The organism is Macrococcus bovicus (genome assembly GCF_004359575.1).
Taxonomy (GTDB): Bacteria; Bacillota; Bacilli; order Staphylococcales; family Staphylococcaceae; genus Macrococcus; species Macrococcus bovicus.
Genome location: NZ_SCWF01000001.1, coordinates 346,101 through 360,158 on the forward strand (window position 1 = coordinate 346,101; position 14,058 = coordinate 360,158).

General features: G+C 42.0%; 16 protein-coding genes. All 16 read right to left on the minus strand.

The features are described 5' to 3' along the window. Positions 1–18: 18 nt before the first annotated feature. The gene (locus tag ERX55_RS01965) at positions 19–855 is read right to left on the minus strand and encodes a phage tail domain-containing protein (RefSeq protein ID WP_133450896.1); all 837 of its coding nucleotides are present in this window, start codon (positions 853–855) and stop codon (positions 19–21) included. Beyond that, positions 848–5,044 carry a phage tail tape measure protein gene (locus ERX55_RS01970; RefSeq protein WP_133450897.1) on the minus strand — a complete coding sequence of 1,399 codons (4,197 nt, stop codon included), beginning with the start codon at positions 5,042–5,044 and terminating at the stop codon, positions 848–850. The genes ERX55_RS01965 and ERX55_RS01970 overlap by 8 nt, the downstream gene beginning before the upstream one ends. 58 nt (positions 5,045–5,102) lie before the next feature. Beyond that, positions 5,103–5,246 carry a phage tail assembly chaperone GT gene (gpGT, locus tag ERX55_RS11375; RefSeq protein ID WP_165983675.1) on the minus strand — a complete coding sequence of 48 codons (144 nt, stop codon included), beginning with the start codon at positions 5,244–5,246 and terminating at the stop codon, positions 5,103–5,105. 50 nt (positions 5,247–5,296) lie between these two features. Then, positions 5,297–5,650, minus strand: coding sequence for a phage tail assembly chaperone G (gpG, locus tag ERX55_RS01975; protein ID WP_133450898.1), 354 nt, complete (start codon positions 5,648–5,650; stop codon positions 5,297–5,299). A gap of 79 nt (positions 5,651–5,729) precedes the next feature. Next, a complete protein-coding gene (locus ERX55_RS01980) occupies positions 5,730–5,969 on the minus strand; it encodes a hypothetical protein (protein WP_133450899.1) in 240 nt (79 codons plus the stop codon). Positions 5,970–5,993: 24 nt separating this feature from the next. Beyond that, the gene (locus ERX55_RS01985) at positions 5,994–6,602 is read right to left on the minus strand and encodes a major tail protein (protein ID WP_133450900.1); all 609 of its coding nucleotides are present in this window, start codon (positions 6,600–6,602) and stop codon (positions 5,994–5,996) included. Positions 6,603–6,627: 25 nt separating this feature from the next. Beyond that, the gene (locus ERX55_RS01990) at positions 6,628–7,050 is read right to left on the minus strand and encodes a hypothetical protein (RefSeq protein ID WP_133450901.1); all 423 of its coding nucleotides are present in this window, start codon (positions 7,048–7,050) and stop codon (positions 6,628–6,630) included. Next, a complete protein-coding gene (locus tag ERX55_RS01995) occupies positions 7,047–7,451 on the minus strand; it encodes a hypothetical protein (RefSeq protein ID WP_208001494.1) in 405 nt (134 codons plus the stop codon). The genes ERX55_RS01990 and ERX55_RS01995 overlap by 4 nt, the downstream gene beginning before the upstream one ends. Next, positions 7,441–7,854, minus strand: coding sequence for a phage head completion protein (locus tag ERX55_RS02000; protein WP_133450902.1), 414 nt, complete (start codon positions 7,852–7,854; stop codon positions 7,441–7,443). The genes ERX55_RS01995 and ERX55_RS02000 overlap by 11 nt, the downstream gene beginning before the upstream one ends. Continuing rightward, positions 7,854–8,138 (minus strand): hypothetical protein, encoded by a 285-nt coding sequence (locus ERX55_RS02005; protein WP_133450903.1) that lies wholly within the window; start codon positions 8,136–8,138, stop codon positions 7,854–7,856. Before ERX55_RS02005 ends, ERX55_RS02000 begins: the two co-directional genes overlap by 1 nt. Positions 8,139–8,154: 16 nt before the next feature. Then, positions 8,155–9,342 (minus strand): phage major capsid protein, encoded by a 1,188-nt coding sequence (locus tag ERX55_RS02010; RefSeq protein WP_133450904.1) that lies wholly within the window; start codon positions 9,340–9,342, stop codon positions 8,155–8,157. Between the two features lie 11 nt (positions 9,343–9,353). Continuing rightward, entirely contained in the window at positions 9,354–10,232 is an 879-nt protein-coding gene (locus ERX55_RS02015; RefSeq protein ID WP_133450905.1) for a head maturation protease, ClpP-related, read from the minus strand. Then, positions 10,229–11,377 carry a phage portal protein gene (locus tag ERX55_RS02020; RefSeq protein ID WP_133450906.1) on the minus strand — a complete coding sequence of 383 codons (1,149 nt, stop codon included), beginning with the start codon at positions 11,375–11,377 and terminating at the stop codon, positions 10,229–10,231. The genes ERX55_RS02015 and ERX55_RS02020 overlap by 4 nt, the downstream gene beginning before the upstream one ends. Before the next feature lie 16 nt (positions 11,378–11,393). Continuing rightward, positions 11,394–13,046: a terminase TerL endonuclease subunit gene (locus tag ERX55_RS02025; protein ID WP_133450907.1), complete on the minus strand. Its 1,653-nt coding sequence runs from the start codon at positions 13,044–13,046 to the stop codon at positions 11,394–11,396. After that, positions 13,043–13,369, minus strand: coding sequence for a P27 family phage terminase small subunit (locus ERX55_RS02030; protein WP_243721427.1), 327 nt, complete (start codon positions 13,367–13,369; stop codon positions 13,043–13,045). The genes ERX55_RS02025 and ERX55_RS02030 overlap by 4 nt, the downstream gene beginning before the upstream one ends. Positions 13,370–13,612: 243 nt before the next feature. Then, positions 13,613–13,942: an HNH endonuclease gene (locus ERX55_RS02035; protein WP_133450908.1), complete on the minus strand. Its 330-nt coding sequence runs from the start codon at positions 13,940–13,942 to the stop codon at positions 13,613–13,615. Positions 13,943–14,058 lie beyond the last annotated feature (116 nt).

Consider the following 14,058-nt stretch of genomic DNA (forward strand, 5'->3'; position numbering starts at 1 on the left):
TACGACTAGGCAGATTGCCTAGTCGTATAAAAATTTAATCCTTACATAAAATCTAAACTTCACAGGGCCTCTTACTTCCCAGTTGTTCCAGCCGTCAGACACTTCTAAAAATGTGAAGTTGGTTTTATCCAGTACATTTTTATCAGCAATCGTGACAGTGCTGCCTTTAATAACAAGCTGATTGCCTACTTTAACAGGGTCATTGTATCTAAAGGTATTCTTGCCATCGTATATTTCCAGGTACTGCGCATCTGCGTCTACTATGACATGTATATAATAGGCCGGGTACTTAATCAGTTTGATAGGCTCGTCGCCTATGTTTAAAAAGCGTGGCTGTTCGTTTGTGAATCGATACTTCCAGGTACCTGCATCACTGAGTGTTCCCATGCCGACTGGCCACTTACCGTTAAACTGTGCACCCTCATCATTAAGCGTGAGAGATGTATATAGCGATTGTCTGAATGGTGTGTCTAGGACTTTGAGAGGGATGGAGGCAAGGCCCCACGTCATCAAAGGCCTCTCATAGTTGTAATCACTATCCACCATAACCTTCAGCAATTTATTTGGTTCATACTTTTCCGCCACATAAAATTGGCCAAGTTTTCGGAAGAACTTATAAACCGCATCCCGCTTCAGTCTCCAGTCTTCTGTGTCCTTTGAAGTAGACAGGATATTAATAGAGACTTTCCTATCTTTCGCGTACCTCTTCTGATACTGATCAGCACCCACACCTTTTGTATAGATTGTTTCATATTCAATTGGCCCTAGTTCAAGGTCAAGCGCTTTAATACCGTAGCCGAGTGAGTCAACCGGAAGGCTGACCTCCTTGTAATTTAAATCATAAATCTTAAACACCGTAGTTCAACCTCCCTGTTTTAACTCTTCTTTTCGATTGTTGTCGTTGGTTATATCGGTCATTTGACTGACCAATATCATCATCTGTCAATCCCGGCTTCGCTTCAATTCCTGTAAGCTTCTGCAACATTTGCATCATTACATCTACTTGATCCATCAGGATTTGATTCTGCTGTAGTGTCGCTTCAAGTAATGCATCATTCCCTCCGAGGCTGGTCGGGTTAGGTAATTGATCTGTCTGTAAGCTTCTACCACTTCTTAGCTTCTGGCCAATTAACGACCAAAGTTTCATCGCCTGTGTCCGCTTTGATGGATCCGTTGGTACGATGTATTCCGGATGAGTCTCATTCAACTCAAAGAACCCATTGCTCAACGTCATACCACCGTTCGCATGTGCACGTGGTTTAGCTGCTCTTAGCCATGGTAATGGATTAATGTCGACACCATTCTGTTTAACACCAAAGTGCAAGTGAGGGCCGGTAGAGAATCCAGAATCGCCAGATATCCCGATTGTATCTCCTGGTTTAACTCGAGTCCCTGAAGCTGGCGAACGTCCATAATCTCTTAAATGGCCGAAGATTAATCGTGTACCACCATTATCGACTGTGACCCAGTTACCATATCCGCCTGCCATGAAAGGCTGACGTGTGAGAACACCGCCCATAGGAGTCTTCAGCGGCTGATAAACAAACGGGAAGTCAACCCCTTCATGCCACCAGCGTCCTGTTTCCCGAGTATAAGCTTCAGTATGTCCGAAAAAGTAAGTGATTAAATTAGGATCTAAGATGCCTGCAGTCGCACTTGCTGCACCAGCACTTTTGTTATCCCATTTTTTAAAGGTGTTTAACATCCCCTTTTTCAGCTGATTAAATCCAGCGCCCATGATTTTACCAGGCACCGCATTAATACCACTGAAGTCGACTCCGAACTTCTTAAGAACATATCCTACTAATTTCGATGGATTTCTAATCATATCGAAAATTTCAACTGCAGTATCTCTTATCGCTCCAGCTTTTTCTTGAACAGGCGCGCCGACTTTAGCAAGACCACTCAATGTTTGAGCTGTTTTTTTCTTACCAATAACTTTGTTGGAATTACTTACACCCTTAACAAAACTTTTTCCTATAAATTCTTGTCCGATTTTGATGCCTGAATAAATGGCATCTCCTACTGGCTTAAACCAATCTAAAGGACCACCTGCACCTGGGTCCGTATTATTTCTATTCATCATTCTCATGATGTCTAACGTTTGTTCACCATTAAATACAGTGGAACCTGCAGGAAGTAATCTGAGCGTGTCTTGTGCTGGCGTAAGTTCAATCTGACCGTTTGGGTATCTGATTAATTCTTGCTGATGGCCACCTGCACCGTTACCAGGTCCACGGTCACCAACTACAGCAAGCATGTCTTTTTTAGTGGCGCCGGTACCGGTTGATAGACGAGGAATAAGATGATCACCCATGCCAAGTTTTCTACCGACCCAATTTACACCATCAATCATCTTATTCAGACCGCCAATAGCGTGTTGCTTTAATCCGGATGCCATATCTTTAGCTGCACCAACCACTTTTTCCTTCATTCCAGTAACCGATGAACCGATGTTTCCAGCAAGTGTTTTAATGTTTTGCCATAATGTCTTAAATGGTCCTAGCGCGCCATCTTTGAGACGAGTGGCTGCATTACTCACATTTGTTCTCATGCTTTCCCAAGTTGTCTTCAGAAATCTACCTATTCCATTAAAGATATTTGTGGTGCCTTTGAAGAAAAGTGTGAAGGTGTTCATTGACGATCTATAGATTGTACTAATAGTTCCGCTAAATACTCCTTTTATAAACGCCCATATTGATTTAAACAGCCCTTTAAATACTGTTCCGAATCCAGCTATTCCTTTAAGTAATTTACCGATGAATTGCAATTGTACCCAATTCCAAATAACCTGAATTGCGCCGAAGAATATATCTTTGACACCTTCCCAAATCTTTCTGAAGTCACCCGTGAAAATGCCTGAGAAAACCTTAACTAATCCTTGAATGATTCGAAGTCCACCCGAGATTATACCCTTAATATTTTCCCACACGGATTTGATAATGGCAGCGGCTAGCGGCCAGACAAAACGAAATACCGCTAGTATGGCCTGAAAAACAATAGAGATGACGTTACCTATATTCCGAACCGCACCAACGATAGATGTGCCATTCTTCTGCCAGAATGTCGAAATCTGTCGTCCAATCTGACCAGCAAAATCAGATACTGCTTTCACTGCAGACATTACACTCCTTTTGATCATATCAACCGTCTGAGTGATTCCGACGACTAATCCTGGAGGGAAGAACTTAGATAGAGTGATAACGCCTTTTGAGCCGTCTCCTTGGAACAGCTGGAACACGCCTTTGATGACGCCGCCTACTGTTCTGAATACATTCATAACGCCGGTCATGGCCCCCGTCACAATATTCCGGAAGGTCTCACTTTTTTGATAAGCGATTGTGAAGGCAATGCCGAGTCCGGAGATGACGCCGACTGCAATACCAATAGGGCCAAGCAGACCCATTAGTGCAGGAGACAGTCCACCGATGACACCTGCAGCAGTACCCATGATTGAGATGATCGTACCGATGGCCAAGACAATCGGCCCGATAGCAGCAGCTAATAATCCAAATACAGTTATAGCGACCTGAAACGTCTTAGGCAGATCATTAAACACGTTGACTGCCTTACTGACCCCGTCCGCGATTCCTCGTATGGCCGGAGAGAGTAAGTCTCCAATCTTAATACCGGCCGTTTCTACAGCACCGCCTAACTCTTCAAGTGACCCTTTAAGATTGTTCTTCATTTTCTTTGCTGCTTCAGCCGATACACCATCTGACTCTTTCAAAGCTTTTGTCATCTTATCAATCTTTGTCGGTCCAGCTTCCATCAGTGTCATAAATCCCGACACCGCTTCCTTACCAACTAACGCTGATAGTGTTGATGCTTTCTGACTGTCTGTCATGCCTTCCAGCTTTTGTTTAAATTGGCCGATAACTCCGCTAATGCCAACGAACTTCCCATTTGAATCTTCTAATTCGATTCCCATCTTATTCATACGCTTAGAATTTTCTTCTGATGGATCCAGTAAAGAAAGTAAAGAACCACGTAATGCAGTACCTGCATTAGAACCATCAAGACCCGCATCTGTCATAATACCTATAGCAGCCGAAGTCTCTTCAAGTGGTATCTTCAGTGCATGTGCTGGACCTGCAGCGTACTTAAGTGCATACTGCATATCATTGATATCAGCTGCTGATTGATTCGCTGTCTGAGCAAGTACGTCCGCAACGTGAGTCGCATCTGAAGCTTTGAGACCAAATCCGTTAATAGCTGCTGCCATGACATCTGCCGTCTGTGCCATATCCGCTCCTGATGATTCAGAGGCGGAAATAACACCCGGCATCGCGCCCATGATCTCCTTGGCATTAAAGCCCATCGCCGCCAAGTTCTCCATACCGGCAGCGACTTCTGAAGCACTCTTGGATGTTGATGCGCCTAAGTCCATCGCTTGCTTCTTCAGCTGTTCAAACTCGCCTTTTGTTGTCCCCGCGATTGCACCCACACGACTCATCTGTGATTCGAAATCTGCAGATGTCTTTATCGCGGCACCGAATCCTGCAAGCAAAGGCACTGACATGCCAATTGTCGCTTGTCGGCCGATATCTTTTAAACCGTCGCCGATGCCAGTCAACTTAGGCGCCATGTTCTTCATTGCAGATTGTGCTTTTCCTAGTTGAGTGTCAAGATAACGCGCTTCATCTGCGGCTTTACGTTCAGCTTTCTGAAATTCCTTGAAGTCATCGACAACGCCATTCAGCTCGCGTTTTGTCTTATTCAAGACATCCAGCTGCTTATTAAATTCATTGCGTGCTGCAATAGCTGCTTTTGAGTTGGCACCCTGTTCATCAGCTAGTCGGTTGTATCTGTCTCGCAGATCCTCGACATTTTTCGTCTGAAGCTTAATCGCACTGTCAAGTGTGCGGATATTATTCTTGTAGCTATCCATTGATTTTTCGCCATACTTCAACTCATTCGATGCCAGCTTGATGTCGCCTGATAAAGACCGGAAGCTTCTGCGGATTTCTGTCAACGTGCGATCTATCCCCATATCATTTAAGTCGAGACCAATCGATAAACCCTTGATTTGTTCTGTTGCCATATATGTCCTCCTTTCCTTAAATATCGAAAAAAAGCCTCAACCACAAAATGGTCAAGGCTTATAATGCTGCGAGTAGAGCATCCTGTTCTTCATCTGTCAGGTATGTGCCTTCAGCTTCATTCTCAAGTAACTGCAATAAGTACTGATAAGGCATAGCAAGTATTTCATTTGCATCCTTACCGTTCTTCACAGCATGTAGCATATAGGCATCCATATCGTTCTTTAATGTTGTCCAGGTTATCTCTATTCCTTCTAGTTCAGACTCTCCAGGTACTTTTTTGTTTCATCACTCTGGTACCCTTGAGCCACGAACTGAACTTGTTCTTTTAATGTGTTGATTGCGTCAGGCGAATGAAGACGTTGAAGAATATCGTCGCGGTTAAACTGATGGTTAAAGATTCTAATAACAAGGTCAATAATTTCATCAACCTGCTGTTTCTGACTCATTCCACTATTAGGATCTTCAATTTTTTCCATCAAGTCTACACTTTCGTACATTAGTGAGAATGGAATAAATCCAGGCGTCATATACGGAATCAGTTCAGGTGTTTCTTTATTTTCTGCATCTTTAACTAACCAGATTACGTTACGTTTTAATTTTGACATGAGTGATTACTCCCTTTGAATTGTATTTTTTATGTTGTCGACAAGATAAAAATGAAAAGCGACCAGATGGCCGCTTCAGTTATTTCTTTGCAGTTGTAGCTGCTTTAGTTTCTTCTGGTGTTTCTTCCTTCTCAACGCCGTCACCTTCGACCAGTGCAAGCACTGGACGGCCTAGCGAGTTATTGACTGATGTCAACGCTTCATAGCGATCTTTTGAGATGCGCTTAGATGGAGCGTAGATGTCACCTGCTTGATATTCCTTATCCTTGTCTTCGCCGTCTTTAAAAGGTGTGAGTACACGATACTTGTTAGTTGCCATTTGTCATTCCTCCTGTTTATTTGATTAGATTACTTGAGTGGGTGGTGCTGCTTTGTATGCGCCTTTAAGCAGTTCTGTAAAGAAGTCTGCTTCAGTTCCGAGAGCTGACGCGCTGTCCCATGTGATTTTACGTTTGCGATCTGATTGACGGTGCATCGCTGTGCCATCAGTATCTTCGCTGGAGAAGTCCCAGTCAGCCTTAGCTGTCTCACCTTCAAGTTTAGGATTAGAGAACATGACTTTAGTGAGTCCGATAAGTTGATAAGTACCATCACGTCGCTCTCGTTTGAACCATACAGCAACATAGTTATTCTGCTGGCCAGCCACTTCCGAAATAATACCTTTCTCATCTGCTTTCTCATTGAAGATGATTTTACGGATTTCAGCCGGAATTGCATGCATCGTCATTCCGATCTTACCGCTTCCGTCAGTGTTACCCGCTTCAATAATCAATCCATCAGCAAAAGCCGTTTTAAGTTCCCCGCCGGTTTCCACACTGATTTTCTGCAGACCGCGTGTTTGTGTCACGTTAGTGTAAGTAGTACCGGTCAGTTCGTCAGTTGCCACAACTGCGAATCCTAAATCCTTTACATTGATAAAAGACTTAGGTGTCTTTGCTTGTGCATTTACCATTTTGTTTCCTCCTGTTTTTTAAGAATTAAAAAAGAGATGACTTAAGGTCATCCCTGTAAATGATCGTTTCGTAGCGTCGAGTGCTACTATAAAGTTTTAAATCGCGATTATAATCCGGCTTGAAGTTGGTGACGTTACCCATCTTTAACTTTTCCCACAACAATCGCTGGATTCTATTCGACAGTTCATTTCGTACTAAACGGGCCTTATATGCTGTGCTGTACTTTACAAATACATCGACCTGGACAATGTAGGAATAAGCTGACTCATCGCCGTCAATGTAAGCGATAGGTACAGGATCATCAATGTCATCCAACACGATATAAGGTTCTGCCATAGAAGATGCATCCGGATAATCATTGAACTTGATACGATTACCCACATACTTCGCTATCACTTCATCGTCCTTAATGGCATCATATACTATTGTCAGTATATCTACTGTCATATCATCCCTCCTATCGCTATCTTGATCGCCTCAAAATAAGCTTCACGTCCTGCACGCATTGCACGGTCTATAGCACCTTTACCTTTAGTCTCAACCCACTTGCCTGACCGGTCATAATGGCCACGTTCATTGAGATGGATTAAACGATAACGGTCTTTAGGTCCTTGCCAGTAAATCTTGACTGTGCGATTTCCTCGAATCCACATCGGTTCAGATATCTTAATTTCATCAATAGATGCACCGGTATCAGCAAAGGACTCCATTTGACTCTTAATGTATTCCACTATCACTTGCGCTCCGATAACAAGAGCTTTATCAGTAATTTCCCGTCTTGCCTCTCGTCCAAAACGACTTTCAAGACTCCGCTCGAATGCTTCAAGGCCTTCTAATTCAATCGGCATCTTTCACACCTGCAGTAATCATGATGAATCGTTTGTCTCTCGGATCAGGCTGCACATTAAGAATATTGAAGCGCTTGTCCTGGAACATGTAATAGTTGATGGAAACATAGTCTGTGTCTCCGTTCGGCACGTACTCACCCAGCGTATCGCGGATAAATATCTTCAGATTAGATTCAGTGCCATTCGCGATAGCCTGTTCTAAATCTCTGAGCCACACCGTATCGACTTCTGCCATGCATTCAAAGAGTACTTTCTCTTCAACTTCCCCGGCTTCCGGACCGTCTGTCGCGATGAACTTGTAGAACGTGACCTCAGTATCGAGATCGCGTAAGTTCTTCGCTGCACGTTTAAGAGGTGTAATCAAAGAACTGCCTGTATTACGAGAAAGTGGTGTCCTGACCATTAGACCACCTCATCCGGAACCTCAATCAAGCTGATACCGAGGTTGTTAATCTCAGAAAGAAAGTTGTCATAGAAGTACTCCAACATGTCATTAAATCGATAGCGTGTCTGCTGATAAACCAAGTCTTTACCGAGTGCATTACTGTCAATTTCAAAGGCACCACATCGGCTCTTTATGTCCGCATATGATGCCTCTAACATTCTTGTGATTTTCTTATCTTCAGAGGAGTGCGAGATGCGATTATCATCCTTAAACTCCTCTACATGTGCTGTCGTGATAGTCATGCTACCACCTCATTTCTTAGACTACTGGAGCAGGCATACCAGGAATAGCAAGATCATAAACTAAAGAAGTTTTGTTATCTAAAGGCTGACCATGAGCAAAATGTTTCGTGATAAATAAATCACAGTCTTCAAGCGCAAGCGTCTGATCATAACCTTTAATTTCTACATTGCCTGTATGAACCGCTTCGTAACGAGAACCTACGAATGGTACAACCTTAGCCGATGGTACGAATTCAGATACAACTGGATCAATGTTGTAAGGTAATGATGTAATCCATAAGCCATTTTGCGTCTGAATTGTATTTGAAGCTTCAACAGAAAACGAATCGGCTGGGCTAACAAGCATTGAGATTTTACCTCTGACATTGACAGGCTTACCTTTTTCCGTAACAGATAAAAGTGTACCTACACCAGCTAACTCCTTAGCTGTCGTTTTATCATCAGCGAAAGTTAATTTTCCAGATGAAACTTTGTCTTTTACACCTGTAACATTTCCGTCCTCATCGTATGTCATTTGTTTCATAAGACCGACAGGTTGATGGACAGTAGAACCGCCACCTTTAACAACGCCTTCTTCAATCTTTTGACCAATTGCTTCAACAAGCTGCAGACGAACAAATCGTTCCACCCATTCCGGTCCGAACTCTATTAAATCTTTAGGTACAATCGCGAATGCTGTTAACTTGTTCTGAGTGAACTCAATAGCACGGATAGATGCACCGATTTGACCTTGAATCTTACCGAAGATTTCACCCCATACCGCTTGACCAGATGGATCTGCAAGAATGAGTCGAGTTTTTAAGCCACCCAGCTTAAAGTTGATTTTATTTAACAGCGGACGTTCCACTTTAATATCATCAAAGATTCGTTCTACAGTTGTCTTAGGAATCAGCTCGCCTTTTTTATATAAATCATAATTCGCATCATCTTCAACAAGCATCTTGAAGAATTTACGTTCTTCTGCAAGAAGCACATTATTGCCACGCTGTAATTTAACATTCATGTCACTTGATGCATCATTGTATTCACCGCGTGCCGTTTGCATTACTTCATCTTTCAGACCTTCCGCGTAAGCTTTCATGTATTCGCCTTGCAGTTCTTCTATTTCTTTTGCTTCCTTACCTTCACGAACAGCTGTTAAATAAGCCTGTCGTTTTTCTTCTGCAGCCATTTGTAAATCTGTGTTTGTAAACTTAATAGCCATTTGATTTCCTCCTAGTAATATCTAAATTTTTGTTTTGGTTGTTCAATTTTTCGTTCGTCAATGTTTGGGGTCCTTTCGTTTAGAAGTAATATTCTTACTTCTTCAAGCATATTCATCATTTCTTTATATCCTTGTGAAAGCTGAAGGTTTATATCTAACCCTTTAACATTGCTAGTTTCTTCAGGTGTTTCAACCAATTTGATACGCTGTTCAATGAGCTGATCATCAGCATATGCATTAAGTAACTCTGCTCTACCTGCAGAATTAAATACCTTAGCTGGCGTCTTGCTGTACTTCGATAATTGCTCCTTAGTCGCACATGCAACCATCTTATTCGCAGTGATAACATTGTCGATTAATCCATAAGAAAAAGCCTCTTCCGCAGTCAACCAAGTTTCTGCATCCAATAAGGCTTTAAGAGTTTCTCTATTGAGTTTTTCGGACTTATCGAGATACGCAGTCGTCACTGTATCAGTTAGCTTTTCAAGATAGTCAGCCGCTTCACGGAAATCATTATGATTGCCAAACACACCCATCATCGCATTATGGACCATCATCATTGCATTTTCCGGCATGTTGATTTCATCAGCTGCCATTGCGATGATTGTGGCCACACTTGCACATAACCCGTCAATGTTTGCAGTGACTTTAACAGGATGTCGCTTCAGCATATTGTAGATGGCTACACCTTCATAGACTTCACCACCAGGAGAGTTAATGTTAAGGACGATTTCAGTGACACCCTCAAATCTCTCAAGCTGACTTTTGAAGCTATAGGCGGAGACTTCATCTTCGAACCAGCGCCAGCCTTCCGGAACAATTTCTCCATAAATATCGATAGTTCCGACCGTGCCTTCCTGTTTCAGCATCAAGATACTGTTCTTTGTCATTTGTTATCACCTCCTTCCAGTGCTACAGTTTCTACAGATTGATAGTTCTTCGTAATCACATACTTATCAAGCTCCACGTTATCAACCGCTTCTTCGCCCAGCATTTCGCGTATCTGATTACCGGTAAAGGTTCCGCTTGCCCTAAGCTTGTCTACCGCTGTAGCAAGCTCTAATGGATCCTTCTTGTTGATTCCAATCATCTTAATCTTCGCTCCACTGAGATATTCATCCGGCTCGAAGAACTTCGCATTCATCTCGTCATTGATCAGCTTTAAAAAATAACCGAGACAATACTTATTAAATGATGTCATGGCATTCTCCAGGTCTGCCATCTCGCCGGAGATAAGCACCGGCGGAATGCCAATCATTCTGGCCACGTCTTCAGTCACTGACTTCTTGAGTTCGTTCAGCTCCTTAAATTCCTGGTTGCTGCCTCCGAATGGAATATCCTTATACTCGATTCCGGCCGCCTGTGGCACGATGGCCACCGGCTTATCAAAAGAGTTATAGAGTCGCTTAACAAATTCGTTCAAACGTGCAATCTGATCAGCTGTGTATGTGCTGCCTTTAATTGGCATCGACACCGTACCGCGAATCTGATTGTTGAGCAAGTGTCTATCAATCATCCGTCCGAACATCTCGCCATAGTCTGCAAAAAGACCGTCAACAAATCGTTCTAGCTTCTGATTCGCGTACTTCATATAGATGACATCACTCATCTTAAAGACACGTTCATACTTATAATCTTTGACATAGACATCAGAAAATGTGTCATCATAGAGTGCCATTTCATCCCGCTGAAAATCCGTGGCTACGACTAAATCCTTAGTGTCAGTCTGGATAATCAGAACTTCACCGTCATAAATCAATTTAGTCATCACTTCATGCCAAAAGTTCGCTGCACTCTGATCTGTATTCGGCCGGACATTAAGCTTGTAAGTGAGCGCGTCCTGTTCTGCCTTGTTGGTGCCTTTCACAATAAACCTGGTCTGAGCGATTGCCCTGGCCAGATATTCAATGCTTGTCTGCAGCGCCATCCGTTTTAGGTAGGAGCGTGCTGACAGGTCCTGCACGAGATCCAGGTCAAGAATGTAAGATGCTTCTTCTGATCGCGCTCGCAGTGCGAAAATATCCAGTATACCCATTTATTCACCTCCTTCCTTAAAAGTCGAGCGCATCAAGCATGTCGAATGCTTCGTTAACGTCAAAATCTATGATTTCATCCGCTCTATAGAGTGCGTGCAAGAAAGCGTGGAAGCCATCTGTCTTACGTTTAAATTCATCTTTTTTGATATACTCGCGTTTTCCGGTTGAATGATTTACTTTGACAGCGACATTATTGATATACCATCGCATTAAAGGGTTGTCTTCCAGAACAAGCAAATGGTTAGAGAAAATTGTTTCAATGCGTGGATGCAGCAGATCATGAATTGCTTTAGGATTTTTTATTACTTCATAATCAATATTTGCTTCTTCAAAATATGTTCTTAAAAGTTCTGACCTGTAATTATCCATAATTACTTTTTCAAGACCATATTCTTTACTCATTTCAGTAAACCAGTTAACAACAACTGTCGGATGAATAGTAGGGTCATCTAAAATTGTAAGTAAACCATCTTTCTCCCATTTTTCAATAGGTGCATCAATTTTTACTTTCTTGAGAAAGTTCCGGAGAACAAATGAATGTGTTTTCCAAAAGTATTCATCACCTTTTCGAAATAATAAACCAACAGCTGCAAAATCTTTCACTGAAGCATAATCAAGACCGCCGATACACATTCGCTGAGACAAATCTGGCATAAGCCGATTAGTGGCCAAGATGTCTTCCCATGGTGCAATGATTTTACTTTCATCAACTTCAGGAATATTCATCCGTTTCGTCATAAATTCTTCTCTGACACTTGCATCATCAAAATCAGCATATTCATCAAGCATTGTTTCATAGAGTGTTTCAGCGTATGGACTTAGAGGAAGTTCAAACATTGGATTAGCTTTCTGCCAGTTATCTGTATCGTCCACCTCGTCAGCTTCATCCAACTTACAGATAAAAGGAAACAGATTGCTATCTGGAAACATCCCTTTCAGCACACCTAACGCTTTTTCTAACATGCTATCGAGGTAACCACCTCGTACATAGCCGTTAGACCCAAGGAAGAACTCTCGCGGATCTTTCTTCTTACCTAAACCAGAAGAAAACACTCGAACAGTTGCGTTGTCTGTGTACTGATGAATTTCATCGTATATAACACATCCATCACGAAGACCATCTTTTGTACTTGCATTGGACGTTCTATAACGCAGAATACTTTTTGTTGCTCTAGACTGTATCTTCTGTAGATTAGTCGCAAATGCTTTATGCAATGTTGTGTTCTGCTTCTTGCTTAGGTCAATAGCGTCGTATATCTCTTCAAACGATGTCTTTGCCTGGTCCTCCGAGTTTGCAACAATGGAGACATTATATTTAGGAACGCCATGAAACTCTGTCATTAGGAAATGAGCGATTCCAGAAAGCAATCCATTCTTACCACCGCCCCGTCCGACCAAAAAAAGAAAACGCCTGTAGAAGACATTTCCGTTACTTTTATACAAAAAGATGAAACAAATAAAAAATTTCTGAAATAATTCTAACTTAAAGTGCCATTTTTCGATGAATTTAATACATTTTTCTATCTTATCTTCATCAAAATAAAGGTCCTCCCTGTTAAGAATATGCTGCTCAAGATACTCAACTAACCACACTCTTTCTTTATTAAACTTAATCTTACCGTCCCTGTAAGCCTGAATGTAGTCAGTGACATATGCCGGAATTTTCATAGAAGATCATCGGATTTATAAGTAACTTTGCTGTCGACAATATCTTCATCTTGAGTGTTCCTGGTCGTGTAAATCGTCTTCTCTATTGCCAGGAGGGACGTGTTAATCCTTGTCATATCAGCAAGCAGAGGGTGACTCTTAGTAAATGTCTGTGAGCCGTTGACCGTCTTTACAACTGGACCATCTTTATTCACTTGTGCTTTTATCTTCCGGAACATCTTGACCAACTCAATATATCTTTCGACCTTCTCGACCTGCTGATAATCATCAATGTCTATATGTTCCTCCAGCTGTTCTCTAAGACGTGAAATCGCTACTGTCATTCTGCCACCCCCCTATATACGAATTTTTATTAAAATAGTTGGACAATCGACCCCTATGCCGTTTCCCACGACCTCATTTTCAGGTTGAAATTTTTCGACCGGGGGGTGTCCTTCATTTTCTTCTGATAAACTGTCTTGATTTATTTTTCATTCTTTCTTTATGTTGTATCTGTTCGGTGAATGTCGGTGTGTACATTGTTTCTTTTAGTTTTTGTTCAATGTACTCATGCATATTCTTATGACTTACCATCGCTCATCATTCCACCTTTTCTTCTTGCCCTGATAACGGTCGTGCTTTTTGTTATGACACTTGATGCATAGCGTAATCAAGTTGCTATCAACTAATGCTAAGTCTGGTCTGTTCTGCAACTCTTCAATATGGTCAACGTCCAAATACTTGTGCTTGCGTTCCTGAGCAGTATCAATGTTGAAACGATTGTAGTCGATAGATACCTTGCCATTTCGTTTACACTCCTGGCATTCGTAGTTGTCTCGCTTCAGTATCTCTTCACGCTTACGTCTCCATGGCGACGACTTGTAGAACTTGATGCGTTCCTTCACTGTGTCGTACATACTATGCTCTCTCCTAGATTAAAGACTGTGTCAGTCTAGATACATATGGATCACCTGTAGTTATGATATAAATAAAAAGACATTCAATTAAGAATGTCTTTTCATACCGTACACTT

What these genes read in the sequence shown, in the direction of transcription:
- ERX55_RS01970 (WP_133450897.1), bottom strand. Translation starts at nt 5,044, where the DNA reads ATGGCAACAGAACAAATCAAGGGTTTATCGATTGGTCTCGACTTAAAT.
- gpGT (WP_165983675.1), bottom strand. Translation starts at nt 5,246, where the DNA reads ATGCTACATGCTGTGAAGAACGGTAAGGATGCAAATGAAATACTTGCT.
- gpG (WP_133450898.1), bottom strand. Translation starts at nt 5,650, where the DNA reads ATGTCAAAATTAAAACGTAACGTAATCTGGTTAGTTAAAGATGCAGAA.
- ERX55_RS01980 (WP_133450899.1), bottom strand. Translation starts at nt 5,969, where the DNA reads ATGGCAACTAACAAGTATCGTGTACTCACACCTTTTAAAGACGGCGAA.
- ERX55_RS01985 (WP_133450900.1), bottom strand. Translation starts at nt 6,602, where the DNA reads ATGGTAAATGCACAAGCAAAGACACCTAAGTCTTTTATCAATGTAAAG.
- ERX55_RS01990 (WP_133450901.1), bottom strand. Translation starts at nt 7,050, where the DNA reads ATGACAGTAGATATACTGACAATAGTATATGATGCCATTAAGGACGAT.
- ERX55_RS01995 (WP_208001494.1), bottom strand. Translation starts at nt 7,451, where the DNA reads ATGCCGATTGAATTAGAAGGCCTTGAAGCATTCGAGCGGAGTCTTGAA.
- ERX55_RS02000 (WP_133450902.1), bottom strand. Translation starts at nt 7,854, where the DNA reads ATGGTCAGGACACCACTTTCTCGTAATACAGGCAGTTCTTTGATTACA.
- ERX55_RS02005 (WP_133450903.1), bottom strand. Translation starts at nt 8,138, where the DNA reads ATGACTATCACGACAGCACATGTAGAGGAGTTTAAGGATGATAATCGC.
- ERX55_RS02010 (WP_133450904.1), bottom strand. Translation starts at nt 9,342, where the DNA reads ATGGCTATTAAGTTTACAAACACAGATTTACAAATGGCTGCAGAAGAA.
- ERX55_RS02015 (WP_133450905.1), bottom strand. Translation starts at nt 10,232, where the DNA reads ATGACAAAGAACAGTATCTTGATGCTGAAACAGGAAGGCACGGTCGGA.
- ERX55_RS02020 (WP_133450906.1), bottom strand. Translation starts at nt 11,377, where the DNA reads ATGGGTATACTGGATATTTTCGCACTGCGAGCGCGATCAGAAGAAGCA.
- ERX55_RS02025 (WP_133450907.1), bottom strand. Translation starts at nt 13,046, where the DNA reads ATGAAAATTCCGGCATATGTCACTGACTACATTCAGGCTTACAGGGAC.
- ERX55_RS02030 (WP_243721427.1), bottom strand. Translation starts at nt 13,369, where the DNA reads ATGACAGTAGCGATTTCACGTCTTAGAGAACAGCTGGAGGAACATATA.
- ERX55_RS02035 (WP_133450908.1), bottom strand. Translation starts at nt 13,942, where the DNA reads ATGTACGACACAGTGAAGGAACGCATCAAGTTCTACAAGTCGTCGCCA.